At 69.5% G+C, this 13664-nt stretch carries 14 protein-coding genes and 1 pseudogene; 6 read left to right on the top strand and 9 right to left on the bottom strand.

The genetic code is table 11. The features are described from left to right. Window positions 1-69 precede the first annotated feature (69 nt). Both glgB and FV226_RS00230 read left to right on the top strand, forming a co-directional pair. A complete protein-coding gene (gene glgB, locus FV226_RS00235) occupies window positions 70-2358 on the top strand; it encodes a 1,4-alpha-glucan branching protein GlgB (RefSeq protein ID WP_147761328.1) in 2289 nt (762 codons plus the stop codon). A 63-nt stretch (window positions 2359-2421) separates the two neighbouring features. Further along, window positions 2422-3279, top strand: a complete 858-nt coding sequence (locus tag FV226_RS00230; RefSeq protein WP_147761327.1) for an alpha/beta hydrolase — start codon at window positions 2422-2424, stop codon at window positions 3277-3279. 93 nt (window positions 3280-3372) lie between these two features. Here FV226_RS00230 and FV226_RS00225 read toward each other — a convergent pair whose 3' ends face one another. The 5 genes from FV226_RS00225 to minC (FV226_RS00205) all read right to left on the bottom strand — a co-directional run bounded on the left by FV226_RS00225 (window position 3373) and on the right by minC (FV226_RS00205) (window position 6862). Then, the gene (locus tag FV226_RS00225; protein ID WP_147750117.1) at window positions 3373-3771 is read right to left on the bottom strand and encodes a PRC-barrel domain-containing protein; all 399 of its coding nucleotides are present in this window, start codon (window positions 3769-3771) and stop codon (window positions 3373-3375) included. Between the two features lie 159 nt (window positions 3772-3930). Beyond that, a complete protein-coding gene (gene minE, locus FV226_RS00220) occupies window positions 3931-4266 on the bottom strand; it encodes a cell division topological specificity factor MinE (RefSeq protein WP_147761326.1) in 336 nt (111 codons plus the stop codon). Then, the gene (gene minD, locus FV226_RS00215; RefSeq protein ID WP_147750119.1) at window positions 4263-5078 is read right to left on the bottom strand and encodes a septum site-determining protein MinD; all 816 of its coding nucleotides are present in this window, start codon (window positions 5076-5078) and stop codon (window positions 4263-4265) included. Before minD ends, minE begins: the two co-directional genes overlap by 4 nt. 53 nt (window positions 5079-5131) lie before the next feature. Further along, window positions 5132-5764: a septum site-determining protein MinC gene (gene minC, locus FV226_RS00210; protein ID WP_147761453.1), complete on the bottom strand. Its 633-nt coding sequence runs from the start codon at window positions 5762-5764 to the stop codon at window positions 5132-5134. Window positions 5765-6118: 354 nt separating this feature from the next. Continuing rightward, entirely contained in the window at window positions 6119-6862 is a 744-nt protein-coding gene (gene minC, locus FV226_RS00205; RefSeq protein WP_147761325.1) for a septum site-determining protein MinC, read from the bottom strand. Window positions 6863-7131: 269 nt separating this feature from the next. Here minC (FV226_RS00205) and FV226_RS00200 point away from each other — a divergent pair, with 269 nt between their 5' ends. From FV226_RS00200 to typA, 4 genes are all read left to right on the top strand, one after another. After that, window positions 7132-7449: an iron transporter gene (locus FV226_RS00200; RefSeq protein WP_147761324.1), complete on the top strand. Its 318-nt coding sequence runs from the start codon at window positions 7132-7134 to the stop codon at window positions 7447-7449. Then, window positions 7446-8984, top strand: coding sequence for a PepSY-associated TM helix domain-containing protein (locus FV226_RS00195; protein ID WP_147761323.1), 1539 nt, complete (start codon window positions 7446-7448; stop codon window positions 8982-8984). Before FV226_RS00200 ends, FV226_RS00195 begins: the two co-directional genes overlap by 4 nt. Next, window positions 8981-9328 (top strand): DUF3325 domain-containing protein, encoded by a 348-nt coding sequence (locus FV226_RS00190; protein ID WP_147761322.1) that lies wholly within the window; start codon window positions 8981-8983, stop codon window positions 9326-9328. Before FV226_RS00195 ends, FV226_RS00190 begins: the two co-directional genes overlap by 4 nt. Window positions 9329-9506: 178 nt before the next feature. Then, complete coding sequence (gene typA, locus FV226_RS00185; RefSeq protein ID WP_147750124.1) at window positions 9507-11339, top strand: translational GTPase TypA; 1833 nt, start codon at window positions 9507-9509, stop codon at window positions 11337-11339. A 99-nt stretch (window positions 11340-11438) separates the two neighbouring features. On the opposite strand, the gene FV226_RS27835 is transcribed toward typA, so the two are convergent. The 4 genes and pseudogenes from FV226_RS27835 to carA form a co-directional block, all read right to left on the bottom strand. After that, window positions 11439-11615, bottom strand: coding sequence for a hypothetical protein (locus tag FV226_RS27835; RefSeq protein ID WP_187277294.1), 177 nt, complete (start codon window positions 11613-11615; stop codon window positions 11439-11441). Then, window positions 11612-11929 carry a hypothetical protein gene (locus FV226_RS00180; protein WP_147761321.1) on the bottom strand — a complete coding sequence of 106 codons (318 nt, stop codon included), beginning with the start codon at window positions 11927-11929 and terminating at the stop codon, window positions 11612-11614. The genes FV226_RS27835 and FV226_RS00180 overlap by 4 nt, the downstream gene beginning before the upstream one ends. 5 nt (window positions 11930-11934) lie before the next feature. After that, a pseudogene (locus tag FV226_RS00175) lies at window positions 11935-12258 on the bottom strand (hypothetical protein); the annotation flags it as partial. 83 nt (window positions 12259-12341) lie between these two features. Next, a complete protein-coding gene (carA, locus tag FV226_RS00170; RefSeq protein ID WP_147761319.1) occupies window positions 12342-13577 on the bottom strand; it encodes a glutamine-hydrolyzing carbamoyl-phosphate synthase small subunit in 1236 nt (411 codons plus the stop codon). Between the last annotated feature and the right edge of the window lie 87 nt (window positions 13578-13664).

Raw genomic sequence — 13664 nt, 5'->3', positions numbered from 1 at the left:
ACTGACGGACTTGAGGCCCTCGCCCGACCCATTCGGGCGCGGCCCCGGTCACCCGAGAGAGGCACCTGAATGACGGCCATCGACCAGACCTTCGCGACCCGCTCCGACCCGTCGGACACGAACCAGGTCTCGAATGTCCCCTCGTCCGGCTCCGCGCCGGCGGGGGCGGCGCACGGCGTCCATCCCGATGCGATCGCGGCGGTGATGGCCGCCAACCATGGCGACGCCTTCAGCGTGCTCGGTCCGCACCAGGCCGGACCCAGCACCTGGGAGGTTCGTGCCGTGCTGCCGGAGGCCAAGTCCGCTGCGTTGATCGTCGGCGGCGACGCGGTGCCGTTCGAGCGGCGCCACCCGGAAGGGTTCTGGGTCGCGAAGGTCGAGAGCCAGGGCCGGCCGCTCTACGAGATCGAGGTCGAGACCTGGGATGGAGCCAAGCGCCGCCGGCACGACCCCTACGGCTTCGGTTCGTCGCTGGAGCAGCACGACGTCGACACCCTCCGCGAGGTTGGCACCAACCTCGTCTACAAGATCCTCGGCGCGCAGCTCGGCTGCCTCGACGGCATCGACGGCTTCCGCTTCGCGGTCTGGGCCCCGAACGCCAAGCGCGTGAGCGTCGTCGGCGATTTCAACGAGTGGGACGGGCGCCGCCATCCGATGCGCCTCTGGCAGAACGGCGGCCTCTGGGAGCTGTTCGTTCCGGGGCTCAAGGCCGGCCAGAACTACAAGTTCGAGATCCGCGGCCCCGACGGGTCGCTGCTGCCGCTGAAGGCCGACCCGGTCGCCTTCGCCGCCCAGCACCCGCCGCAGACCGCCTCCGTGCTGCAGGGCACGAGCGAGCCCGCCTGGCACGACAAGGCCTGGATGGAGACGCGTGGCGAGAAGGACCCGCGGCATGCGCCGATCTCGATCTACGAGGTCCACCTCGGCTCGTGGGCGCGGGTGCCCGGCGAGGGCAACCGCTACCTCACCTACAAGGAGTTGGGCGAGCGGCTGATCCCCTACGTCAAGGAGATGGGCTTCACCCATATCGAGATGCTGCCGATCACGGAGTTCCCGTTCGACGGGTCGTGGGGCTACCAACCGGTGTCGCTGTTCGCGCCGACGAGCCGCCACGGCACCCCGGACGACTTCGCGGCGTTCGTGAACGCGGCGCACGCGGCCGGCATCGGCGTGATGCTCGACTGGGTGCCCGGCCACTTCCCGCTCGATGCGCATGGGCTCGGCCAGTTCGACGGCACGCACCTCTACGAGCACGCCGACCCGCGCCAGGGCTTCCACCAGGATTGGGGCACCTACATTTACAATTTCGGCCGCGCCGAGGTGGCGACGTTCCTCGCCGCCAACGCCCGGTTCTGGCTCGAGCACTACCACCTCGACGGCCTGCGTGTGGATGCCGTCGCCTCGATGCTCTACCTCGACTACTCGCGCCGCCAGGGCGAGTGGATTCCGAACCAGTACGGCGGCAACGAGAACCTCGATGCGATCGAGTTCCTGCGCAAGACCAACGAGGCGACCTACAGCCACGCCCCCGGCACCATCACGGTCGCCGAGGAATCCACCTCTTGGCCCGGCGTCTCGCACCCGACCTATACCGGGGGGCTCGGCTTCGGCTTCAAGTGGAACATGGGGTGGATGCACGACACCCTGAACTTCGTCTCGACCGATCCGATCCACCGGCGCTACCACCACCACGACTTGACCTTCGGGCTGCTCTACGCCTTCTCCGAGAACTTCATCCTGCCGCTGTCCCACGACGAGGTCGTGCACGGGAAGGGCTCGCTGCTCGGTAAGATGCCCGGCGACCGGTGGCAGAAGTTCGCGAACCTGCGCGCGTATTTCGGCTTCATGTGGGGACACCCGGGCAAGAAGCTGCTCTTCATGGGCGGCGAGTTCGGCCAGGAGCGTGAGTGGAACCACAACCAGTCGCTCGACTGGCACCTGCTCGACGACCCGGCCCACGCCGGCGTGAAGGACGTGATCCGCGACCTCAACCACCTCTACGTCTCGACGCCGGCGCTCCACAGCCGCGACACCGAGGCCGCGGGCTTCCAATGGCTGGTGGCGGACGACCAGGACAACAGCGTCATCGCCTGGGCGCGCAAGGGCCGCGAGGCCGGCCAGATCGCTCTCGTCGTCTCGAACTTCACCCCGGTGCCGCGCGAGAACTACCGCGTCGGCGTGCCGGCGGCGGGTTACTACCGCGAGGCGTTCAACTCGGATGCCGGCATCTACGGCGGCTCGAACGTGGGCAACATGGGCGGCCGTGAGGCCGACGCGACGCAGAGCCATGGCCAGGCGCATTCCCTGAGCCTGACCCTGCCGCCGCTCTCGACCATGATCTTCGTTCGCGAGGGCTGACGACAAGGGCGGCCGCGCCGCAAGCTGCGGCCGCCCTTGCTGTTTGATGCGCAGGAGGTCGCGTTGCTCGATTCGGTTCGGACTTCGTCGGTCTTCCTCCCGAGCATCCGCCTGCACGTGGCGGAGGCCGGGCCGGCCGACGGCCTCCCCACCATCGTGCTGCACGGCTTCCCGGAGTTCTGGTACGGCTGGCGCCGCCAGATCGGCCCCCTCTCGGAGGCGGGCCTGCGCCTCGTCCTACCGGACCAGCGCGGTTACAATCTCAGCGACAAGCCCGGGGGCATCGCCGCCTACCACCTCGACCGGCTCGCCGGCGACGTGATCGAGCTCGCCGACCATTACCGTTTCGCGAAATTCCGCCTCGTCGCGCACGATTGGGGTGGGCTGGTGGCGTGGTGGATTGCCTCGTTCTACCCCGAGCGGATCGAGCGTCTGGCGATCCTCAACGCGCCGCACCCCGCGATCTTCGGCCCCTACATCCGGCGGCATCCGACGCAGCTGCTGCGCAGCGCCTATGTCGCATTCTTCCAGATCCCCCACCTGCCCGAGAAGCGTCTGACCGCGAGCGACTGCACCGTGCTGCGGCAGGCGCTGGCGACGACCAGCCGAAAGGGCAGCTTCACCGACGCCGACCTCGATCTTTACGCCGCTGCCTGGGCGAAGCCCGGCGCGATGACCGGCATGCTGAACTGGTACCGCGCGCTGCGCCTGCCGCGGGCGAGCACCGCGCCGCGGGTGACGGCGCCGACGCTGATCCTGTGGGGCCGCCGCGACCACGCTTTGGGGAGCGGCCTCGCCGAGGCGAGCCTCGAGCTTTGCGACGACGGACGTATCGAATGGTACCCGGAGGCGACGCACTGGGTGCAGCACGATGCGGCCGACGCGGTGAACGCATCCCTCGTCGCGTTCCTGCGCGCCTGAGAAGACGCCGTTCCGAGACCTGAAAAGACGAAGCCCGCGGATCCTACGATCAGCGGGCTTCCTCACAAGATACCCAGTTAAGAGGCGCGAGCCTCAACGCTTGAACTTGCCGTCGTACTTGAACTCGGGCGCAGCCTTGAGCTGATCCTTGGTGGCGCCGATGATCGCCTTCCACTTCTTCGCGCCCTCGTCGTAGCCGAGCGCAACGGAGGCCGGCTCGACCGAGACGTAGCGCTCGCCCATACCGAGGAAGCCGCCGACGGAAATGATGTAGCTGGTGAGCTTGCCGTGCTCCATCGCGAGATCCTTGATCTCGCCGACGTTGTTGTTCGAGCCGTCCATCACGTTGAGGCCGATGAGGTTGTAGCTCAGCACCGCATCCTGCGGCACCGGCACGAACTTCGCGGCCGTGGTCGGGGTGGTCTGCTCGGCGGCGAACGCCGCGCCGGAGACGGTGAGGGCGACCATGGATGCCAGGATCAGACGACGCATTGCAATCTCCAAGACCCGAAAGGGGTGCCTAGGAATGCCCTGCGGCCTCGATCGTTCCGTCACCGATTCGCGACGCATCGCGAGCGTCGCCCATGGTCTTGCACGCGCGAAAAAGCCCGCGAACCTTTCGATCCGCGGGCTTTGTGTTGGGGTTCGGCGTCAGGCAGCCTGCTTGCGCTTCTCCGGCATCGCCTTCTCGGACTTCGCGTCGGCGCGCGTTTCGGTGCGCACCTCGTTGCGTCCTTTGGCGGCCGTGAGCGGGAGCTCGATGTCGAGGCCCAGCGTCGAGACGCCCTCGCCGCGCTCCAGCGTGATCTTCACCTTGTCGCGCTCGACCGAGACGTGCTTGGCGATGACGGCCAGGATCTCCTCGCGGAGCGTGATCACGAGGTCGGGCTGGCCGGTCTCGGACCGCTCGTGGGCGAGGATCAGTTGGAGGCGCTCGCGGGCGACGGAGCCGGAGGCGCGCTTGTTGAAGAGGCCGAGGAGGGTCATGCCGCCCTCCGCAGGAAAAGCTTGTCGAGGAAGGACTTGCGGTCCGTCGGCATCGTCATCGGCAGCGTCTCGCCCTTGAGCCGGCGCACGGCGTCGGTGTAGGCGCGGGCGGGCGCGCAGAGCGGGTTGTTCAGCGTGACCGGGCAGCCGACGTTCGAGGCGCGAAGCACCTCCTGGCTCTCGGGAATGATCGCCAGCAGCGGGATCGACAGGATTTCGAGGACGTCTTCGACCTTGAGCATGTCGCCGCGGTCGGCCCGGCTGGGGTCGTAGCGGGTGAGGATCAGGTGCTTGTCCATGTTCTCGCCGCGCTCGGCCTTGACCGTCTTCGAGTCGAGCAGGCCGATGATCCGGTCGGAATCGCGCACCGACGAGACTTCCGGGTTGGTCACCACCACCGCGACGTCGGCGTGGCGCATGGCGAGCTGGGCGCCGCGCTCGATGCCGGCGGGCGAATCGCAGATCACCCAGTCGAACTTCTCGCGCAACTCTTCCATGACGCGAGCGACGCCCTCGTCGGTCAGCGCGTCCTTGTCGCGGGTCTGCGAGGCCGGCAGCAGGTGCAGGGTCTCGAGCCGCTTGTCGCGGATCACCGCCTGGTTGAGCTTGGCGTCGCCGTTGACGACGTTGATCAGGTCGTAGACGACCCGGCGCTCGGCCCCCATGACGAGGTCGAGGTTGCGCAGGCCGACGTCGAAGTCGACGACGCAGACGCTCTGTCCTCCCTGCGCGATCGCGGCACCTAGTGCCGCCGTGGTCGTCGTCTTGCCGACGCCGCCCTTGCCCGATGTGACGACCAAAACCTTTGCCACGCGTGTCGCTCCTTGATCTGCGGTGATCGGATCGAGTTCTGAGATTTCGTAGGTCAGTCCAAGCCCGCCATGCGGATCGCGCCGCCGTCGAGCCAGATCTGTGCGGGTTTGCCCTGGAGCTGCGTTCCGATGTCCTCGGCCGTGCGGACGAGGCGATCGATCCCGAGCAGCTCGGGCTGGAACTTGCGGCAGTAGATGCGCGCGCGCGGGTTGCGGGCGGCGCCCGCGATCGCCCGGCCGCGGAGCGCGCCGTAGATGTGGATCGAGCCGCCGGCCAGGATCTCGGCGCCGGAAGAGACCGAGCCCATCACCGTGACGTCCCCGGTGGGATGAACCACCGTCTGCCCGGAGCGGACCGAGCCCTCGATCGTGATCGAGGTCGAGACCGGCTCCTCCGGGACCTTCGGCAACGCGAGGTCGGGCAGGTCCAGGTTGCTGGCCGGGCGTCCGCCGATCAGCAGCGGCGGCAGGCCGGCCGCGATGCTCCCCACGCCCTCGAAGCCGAGGATGCGGACGCGGCGGCCGATGAGGTCGGCGACGAGCGCCTGAAGCGCTTCGTGGTCCGGGCGAAGGGCGCCGAGATCGAGGATGATCGCGCGTCCGTCGAACAGGGTCGGCGAGCGCTTCAGCGCCGCGTCGAGGTCTGCCAGCCAATCGGCGAGCGGCGCTTCGGGCTTCAGCGCCATCGCCTTGAACGCACGGCCCCGGAAGGCGAGGGCGCGCGGGGCGGAAGGCTTGGCGGCGGGTTTGGCCGGCCCGGCAGGCTCGGTCGCCGGGGCGGGGTCGGCAGGCTTTGCCGGGTCCGAGGCCGCCGCAGCGGTCTCGGGCGCGGGCGATTCGGTGCCGGCCAGCAGGCCAACCGCTTCCGGGGAAACGGCTTTTTCGGGCTGTGCCGAAACGGGACGGTCGGGGTCCGGAAAGAGCTGTGTTTTCACGGGTCAACGATTCCTTACCGGATCATTGACGGCGGATATGGTTACCGAACGGTTAAGGATGGTGATCCTGTCGCCATCTCATGCCGGTATCCTGTGATCGCGGCCTCAGGTCCGCTCCAACAGTGCCAACCGGATCGCGTCCTCGACGAGGCGGACTTCCACGGCTTGGCCGGTGAAGCTCGGATTGAGGTCGTCGGCGGCCTTGTAGAGGCCGTCGATCGCGATCAGCTCCGGCTCGAACTTCCGGCACCAGATCCGCGCGTTCGGGTTGCCGGCGGCGCCCGCGATCGCGCGCCCGCGCAGCGGGCCGTAGACGTGGATCGACCCGCCGGCGATCACCTCGGCGCCCGAGGCCACGGCCCCCATCACCGTGACGTCGCCTTCGAGGTGCAGCACCGCCTGGCCGGAGCGGACCGGCGCGTCGAGGATCAGGGAGACGGCCGCCGCCTGCGGCGCCGGCGCCAGCGCGGCGGCCTCGGGGGAGGGGGCGTCGGGCTCCGGCATCTCGATCTCGCCGGCGGGGCGCCCCCCCGCCAGGGCCGGCGGCAGGCCGGGTCCGAGCAGGGCCGGAGCGGCCCCCTCGATCCCGTAGATCGCGATGGCGCGGGACGACAGCTCGGCCACAAGCCCGGTCAGGTCGTCGCGGTCGAGGGTCAGCCCGGTCAGGTCGAGGATCACCGGCCGCCCGGAGAAGAAGGCCGGCGCGCGCTGGCGCAGGGCGTCGAGGTCGGCGAGCCAATCCTCCACCGGAGGCAGCGGCGCGAGCACGGTCGCCATGAACGAGCGGCCGCGGAAGCGGATCGGCGGACGGGGCGCGTCGGGCTTGGGCTGGGTCACGGGGGCGGGCATCTCGCGTGTCGGGCCTGGACCTCGCCTGCATGCGGCGTGCGCGCCCGCGGAGCAATCCTCGCGATCGGCTTGCCCACCCCGATGGTGATCCGAGGTCGGCAGGACACGTGCGAGCACCACGCCGCAATCCCTGCTCGAAACCCTGCTAAGCCGTTGCGCGCCAACTGGAATGGTTCTGAAACATAGCGGTTGCAACGGCGCCTGCGGCCTTGCTACCCCCGGCATCGATCGCGCCCCCTTGCGGGGCGAAGCCCGAGGGATGCACCGCGATGGCTCAGCAGAAGGACGCACGGCGCGGTCCGGCCTACCGCCTCGCGGTGGCAGGGCGGATCGTGCTCGCGGTGCTCGGGGGCTACGGGGTCGCGGCGCTGCTGACCGCGCTCCTGTCGCTGACGCTGCCCCTCGTCCGCTCGGAGGCGGTCGCGAGCGCAACGCTCGTGAGCTTCGCGGTGATGGTGGCGGTGGTGGTCTACGTCTTCGCCGCCCGCGCCCTCGGGCGCGCCGCGCTCGCGGTCGTCGGCCTCGCAGCCGTCCTCGGCGGCGGGCTCTGGCTCGCGAGCGGGTTCTCCGCCGCCGGTGCCGCATGAGGCAAGGCTTCCGCCAGTCGATGGCGTGGCTGCACGCGTGGTCCGGCCTCGTGGTCGGCTGGGTGCTGTTTTCAGTCTTCGTCACCGGCACGGCGAGCTACTATCGCGCCGAAATCTCGCAATGGATGCGGCCGGAGTTGGTGGCCGGCGCGAGCGACCCGGCCCGCTCGGCCGACCTCGCTGCCGCCTACCTGCAGAAGGCGATGCCCGACGCCGTGGGCTGGTACGTCGAGCTGCCGAAGCCCGAGAAGCCGGCGGTCGGCGTCATGTGGTGGAAGAGCCTGGACGGTCCGTTCCACCAGGCGCTGCTCGACTCCACGAGTGGTGCGCCGGTCGCGGCGCGCGACACGCGAGGGGGCGACTTCCTCTACCGCTTCCACTTCGAGCTCGGCATGCCGCCGCTCTGGGGCCGCTGGATCGTCGGCACTTGCGCGCTGGTGATGCTGGTGGCGCTGGTCTCCGGAATCGTCACCCACCGGCGGATCTTCGCCGACTTCTTCACCTTTCGGCGGCGGCGCTCGCAGCGCGGCTGGCTCGACGCGCACAACGTGTTCGGCGTGCTCGCGCTGCCGTTCCACCTGATGATCACCTACACCGGCCTCGTCACCCTCGCGCCGATGTACATGCCCTGGGGCGTCGCCGCCGCCTACAAGGGCGACGAGATGCGCTTCTACGTCGACAGCGGGCTGATGCCGGACCTGCGCGGCCCGGCGGGCAAGCCCGGCACGCTGGCGCCGCTCTCAAGCATGATCGCGCAGGCGATCGCGGAACGCGGCGAGGCGCCGGAGGGCGTCTCGGTCTACAACCCCGCCGACGCCGCGGCTTCGGTGGTCGCGATCTTCGAAGAACCGCACGGCCTCGCCCACGAGCACCCGCAGATCGCGTTCGACGGCACCACCGGCGCCGTCCTCGGACGCAACGGCGCGACCCGCGCCGCGGCCAAGACCTCTACGGTGATGCTCGGCCTCCACGAGGGCCACTTCGCCGGCGCGGCCCTGCGGGCGCTGTTCTTCCTCTGCGGAATCATGGGTGCGGCCACCGTCGCCACCGGCCTCGTGCTGTGGGCCGTGGCCCGCGCGCCGAAGGGGGTGGAGGCGGACGGCTTCGGCTTAAGGCTGGTGCGCGTGCTGAACCTCGGCACCATCGCCGGCCTTCCGGCGGGGATCGCCGCCTACTTCCTCGCCAACCGCCTGCTGCCCCTCGACCTCGCGGCCCGTGCCGACTGGGAGGTCGGAATGTTTTTCGGGGCCTGGGCGCTGGTGGCGGTGCTGGGCGCCGTACGCCCGGCCGGGACGGTCTGGCGCGAGGGCCTGGCGCTCGTCGGCGCCTTGTTCCTCGCGGTCCCGTTCGTCGGCGCCATCGCCACCGGCCTGCATCCACTCGTCGGCGAGTTGCGCTTCCTCGGCTTCGACGCCGCGATGATCGTCCTCGGCGTGCTGTTCGTGCTCGCCGCGCGCAAGGCCGGGCGACCGCGGCCTCCGCAGGCGCAACGCGCGGACGCCGCCATCGCCGGACGGGAGGCCCTGCGAGTATGACCGCCATCGTCGTCGCCCTCAACCTGGCGCTCTGCTTTGCCGGCCTCTCGGCGCTGGCACTCAGCCTCGACCGCCACCACCGCGACGCCTTCCTGGTGCGGGCCGGCGCGGCGCGCGCGCGGACCTTGCGAATCGCCGGCTGGGCCAGCATTGGGCTGTCCTTCGCCGCGGCGGTGACGCTGGAGGGCTGGAACTTCGGGCCGGTGCAATGGGTCGGCACCTTGACCGGCGCGGCGCTCCTCGTGGTCGCGTTCCTGTCCTACAGGCCGGGCTGGCTCAGGCCGGCTGCGCTTCTGGCGCTGCCCGTCGCCCTGGTGACGCTGCCGCTGGCGCTGTACGGCTGAGCAGCGTCTCGCTGCCCAGAACCACTGCCCAGAACCACTGCCCAGAACCACTGCCCCCTTGCCGCAGAGGCCGACTCCTTATATTGCGGCGCAATAGCTCGAACCCGTTCTCGACCCGGCGTGGCCGACCGTAACAGCGGTCCGTCCCGTGGCGGGTTCTACTCGCTTCGGAAACACCATGAAGCTGCGCAACATCGCCATCATCGCCCACGTCGACCACGGCAAGACGACGCTCGTCGACAAGCTGCTGTCGCAGTCCGGCTCCTTCCGCGACAACCAGCGGGTCGAGGAACGGGCGATGGACTCGAACGACCTCGAGAAGGAGCGCGGCATCACCATCCTGGCCAAGGCGACCTCGGTCGTCTGGAAGGACACCCGCGTCAACATCGTCGACACCCCCGGCCACGCCGACTTCGGCGGCGAGGTCGAGCGCATCCTGTCGATGGTCGACGGCGTGATCGTGCTGGTGGACGCGGCCGAGGGTCCGATGCCGCAGACCAAGTTCGTGGTCGGCAAGGCGCTCAAGATCGGCCTGCGCCCGATCGTGGCCATCAACAAGGTCGACCGTCCGGACGCTCGCATCACCGAGGTGGTGAACGAGGTGTTCGACCTGTTCGCGGCGCTCGACGCCACCGACGACCAGCTCGACTTCCCGATCCTCTACGGTTCGGGCCGCGCCGGCTGGATGGCGACCGCGCCGGACGGCTCGCAGGAGGACGGCCTCGCGCCGCTGTTCGACCTCGTGCTCGAGCACGTGCCCCCGGCAAAGGTGGAGGAGGGTCCGTTCCGGATGCTCGGCACCCTGCTCGAGGCCAACCCGTTCCTCGGCCGCATCATCACCGGCCGCATCGCGTCCGGCACCGTGAAGCCGAACCAGGCGATCAAGGTGATGGACCGCGAGGGCAAGCTCGTGGAGACCGGCCGCGTCTCGAAGATCCTCGCGTTCCGCGGCCTGGAGCGCGCGCCGATCGATGTCGGCGAGGCGGGCGACATCGTCTCCATCGCCGGCCTCGTGAAGGGCACCGTCGCCGACACGTTCTGCGACCCGCAGGTCGAGACCCCGATCCAGGCCCAGCCGATCGATCCGCCGACCGTGACCATGTCCTTCATCGTCAACGATTCGCCGCTCGCCGGCACCGAGGGCGACAAGGTCACCAGCCGCATGATCCGCGACCGTCTGTTCAAGGAGGGCGAGGGCAACGTCACGCTGAAGATCGAGGAGGCCGCCGACAAGGACAGCTTCTTCGTTTCCGGTCGCGGCGAGTTGCAGCTGGCAATCCTGATCGAGACCATGCGTCGCGAAGGCTTCGAGATCGCCGTCTCTCGTCCCCGCGTCGTGCTCTCGAAGGACGAGGATGGCGGCATCCTGGAGCCGGTCGAGGAGGTCGTGGTCGACGTCGACGAGGAGTATTCGGGCGTCGTCGTGCAGAAGATGTCGGAGCGCAAGGCCGAGATGATCGAGATGCGGCCGTCGGGCGGTGACCGCCTGCGCCTCGTCTTCCACGCGCCCACCCGCGGCCTCATCGGCTACCAGAGCGAGCTGATGACCGACACGCGCGGCACGGCGATCATGAACCGCCTGTTCAAGGCCTACGAGCCCTTCAAGGGCGAGATCGCCGGCCGCCGCAACGGCGTGCTGATCTCGAACGACAAGGGCGAGGCCGTGGCCTACGCCATGTGGAACCTGGAAGACCGCGGCCCGATGATGATCGAGCCCGGCGCCAAGGTCTACCAGGGCATGATCATCGGCGAGCACAACCGCGAGAACGACCTCGAGGTGAACGTGCTCAAGGGCAAGAAGCTTACCAACATCCGCACCACCTCGAAGGACGAGGCCGTGCGCCTGACGCCGCCGATCCGGATGACGCTGGAGAAGTCGCTCGCCTGGATCCAGGACGACGAGCTGATGGAAGTCACGCCGAAGTCGATCCGTTTGCGCAAGACCCATCTCGACCCGAACGACCGCAAGCGCTTCGAGCGCTCGAAAGAAGCCGTCACCGGCGCCGTGTAAGGTCCTCGACCGCACCAGCAAGAAGGCCCGGGCATCGCTACCCGGGCCTTTTTTCGTTCCTGGCGTCCGCCGCCGCGAAAGCACGACAGCAAAGCGTTTTCAGCCGGCGCCCGGGTCGGCGTCCTCGTCCTTCGAAGCGCCGCCCTGCGGTCCCTTGCCCGGATGCCCGTCGGTCTTCTCGTTCGGGTCCATCACCGCGTCCGGCGCGACGTTGGCGGGCTTGCCATTCGGGGGCTCGTCCGAAGAGTTGCCCGAAGGCTTGTCGTGCTCGCTCATTTCCCCTCCTCGCGCTCGGCTTTGTAGTGCCCGTCGGCGACCGACTGGTCGGCCTGTGGGCCGCGGGACGCCTTCTGGTCGGAATGCCCGCCCGACGAGCCGCCGGGCGTCGGCGGAGCGCGGCCAGGCTCGCCGCCCTGCTTCCAATCGGCCTTCCGCTCGGGGTCGGACTTGCCGCCCGTTCCCATGTCGGTGATCGCCGACTGCTCGGCGGTGTGCCCGCCGCCGCCGGCCGCGGGCTTGCCGCTGCTGCCGACTTTGTCGTCCGGCTTGCGGGTGACGGTCTCCGAGGCTTCGTCCGTGTCGCGGGCCATCAGCACTTCCCGTCGTCCTGCCCGACGGCGGCGGTGGCGCGATCGATCGCCTCAGAGGCGGTTGCGCCCGGCTGGCCCTCGCCGCGGATCGCCCGCAGGTTCTCCGGCGGCGTCTCGGCCTCGGTCTGGTCGGTGGCGTCCTCGCTCTTCATGCCCGAGGCGATCCGCGCGGTCTCGGCCTCGCCCGCCGGGTTGCCCTTGAGGTCGGCCTGGGTCCGGGATGGGGTGCCGACGTCGAGGGGCGAATCCTGTCCGAGATCCTGGCCGTTGTGGTCCGTGTTCGCGGAAAAACCCTTCAGTGAGGAGCGGTCTGCGTCGTGCTCGGCCATGGTGTGCCTTTCGGGCTGTCGATCCATCATGTGGATCGACAACACCGATGGCGGGCGACGGTTGCCTCCGACGCCCCGCGCGATCAGGCCACGCCGGACGCCGGCTCGGGCTTGCCGGACCGCATCAGGGTCACGAATCGGTCGAACAGGTAGTGGCTGTCGCGCGGACCCGGCGAGGCTTCCGGGTGGTGCTGCACCGAGAAGGCTGGCCGGTCGGTGAGGGTGAGTCCGCAATTCGAGCCGTCGAACAGCGAGACGTGGGTCTCGACCGCGGTCTCGGGTAGGCTCGCCGGATCGACGGCGAAGCCGTGGTTCATCGAGACGATCTCGACCTTGCCGGTGGTCTTGTCTTTCACGGGATGGTTCGCGCCGTGGTGGCCCTGGCCCATCTTCACCGTGCGCCCACCGAGCGCGAGGCCCATAAGCTGGTGCCCGAGGCAGATGCCGAAGGTCGGAACCTTCGAGGCGAGCAGCTCGCGAATTACCGGCACCGCGTATTCGCCGGTCGCAGCCGGGTCGCCAGGACCGTTCGACAGGAACACGCCGTCCGGCTTCAGCGCCAGGATGTCGGCCGCGCTGGTGGTCGCCGGCACGACGGTAACCGTGCAGCCGGCCTCGGCCAGCAGCCGCAGGATGTTGCGCTTCACGCCGTAATCAATCGCGACGACGCGCAGGCCCTCGCCCGGTACGCCGCGGCCGTAGCCCGCCTTCACCGTCCAGGTCGATTCACTCCAGTCGGAGCGCTCGCGGCTGGTCACCGGGGGCACGAGGTCGAGGCCTTCCATCGGCGCGAGGGCCGCGGCGCGCGCCTTCAGGGCCTCGCGGTCGAAGTTGCCCTGCGGGTCGTTGGCGATCACCGCGTTCGGCATGCCGTGGTCGCGGATGCGGGCGGTGAGCGCGCGGGTGTCGATCCCGGTGATGCCGATGATGCCGCGGGCCTTCAGCCACGCGTCGAGGTGCGAGGACGAGCGCCAGCTCGACGGCTGGGTCACGGCCGAGGCGATCACCGTGCCGCGCACGCCCGACGCCGGGGCGGCGTCGAGGCTTTCGAGATCCTCGTCGTTGGTGCCGGTGTTGCCGATATGCGGGAAGGTGAAGGTGACGATCTGCCCGGCATAGGACGGGTCCGTCAGGATTTCCTGGTAGCCGGTCATCGCCGTGTTGAAGCAGACCTCGCCGTCGGCGACGCCGGTCTGGCCGATGCCGAAGCCTTCGAGGATGGTGCCGTCGGCCAGCACCAGCAACGCGGTGGCGACGGGCTCGGCCCAGGGCTCGGGCACGGCGGCGTCTCTCGGCGCGGAAGCGCTGTCTTGCAGCATCACGGTGATCTCGCTTATGTCCGGCCACGACCGGCGCCGTCGAGACGGCGCGAGCGGGCGGCGGGTGATCGTGTGCGGCGGTCTTAT

Origin of the sequence: Methylobacterium sp. WL12, from assembly GCF_008039475.1 — a bacterium.
Classification (GTDB): domain Bacteria; phylum Pseudomonadota; class Alphaproteobacteria; order Rhizobiales; family Beijerinckiaceae; genus Methylobacterium; species Methylobacterium cerastii.
This window is presented reverse-complemented; position numbering and strand designations above follow the sequence as displayed.

What these genes read in the sequence shown, in the direction of transcription:
- glgB (WP_147761328.1), top strand. Translation starts at nt 70, where the DNA reads ATGACGGCCATCGACCAGACCTTCGCGACCCGCTCCGACCCGTCGGAC.
- FV226_RS00225 (WP_147750117.1), bottom strand. Translation starts at nt 3,771, where the DNA reads ATGCGTCGTCTGATCCTGGCATCCATGGTCGCCCTCACCGTCTCCGGC.
- minE (WP_147761326.1), bottom strand. Translation starts at nt 4,266, where the DNA reads ATGACCCTCCTCGGCCTCTTCAACAAGCGCGCCTCCGGCTCCGTCGCC.
- minC (WP_147761453.1), bottom strand. Translation starts at nt 5,764, where the DNA reads ATGGCGCTGAAGCCCGAAGCGCCGCTCGCCGATTGGCTGGCAGACCTC.
- minC (WP_147761325.1), bottom strand. Translation starts at nt 6,862, where the DNA reads ATGCCCGCCCCCGTGACCCAGCCCAAGCCCGACGCGCCCCGTCCGCCG.
- FV226_RS00200 (WP_147761324.1), top strand. Translation starts at nt 7,132, where the DNA reads ATGGCTCAGCAGAAGGACGCACGGCGCGGTCCGGCCTACCGCCTCGCG.
- FV226_RS00195 (WP_147761323.1), top strand. Translation starts at nt 7,446, where the DNA reads ATGAGGCAAGGCTTCCGCCAGTCGATGGCGTGGCTGCACGCGTGGTCC.
- FV226_RS00190 (WP_147761322.1), top strand. Translation starts at nt 8,981, where the DNA reads ATGACCGCCATCGTCGTCGCCCTCAACCTGGCGCTCTGCTTTGCCGGC.
- typA (WP_147750124.1), top strand. Translation starts at nt 9,507, where the DNA reads ATGAAGCTGCGCAACATCGCCATCATCGCCCACGTCGACCACGGCAAG.
- FV226_RS27835 (WP_187277294.1), bottom strand. Translation starts at nt 11,615, where the DNA reads ATGAGCGAGCACGACAAGCCTTCGGGCAACTCTTCGGACGAGCCCCCG.
- FV226_RS00180 (WP_147761321.1), bottom strand. Translation starts at nt 11,929, where the DNA reads ATGGCCCGCGACACGGACGAAGCCTCGGAGACCGTCACCCGCAAGCCG.
- carA (WP_147761319.1), bottom strand. Translation starts at nt 13,577, where the DNA reads ATGCTGCAAGACAGCGCTTCCGCGCCGAGAGACGCCGCCGTGCCCGAG.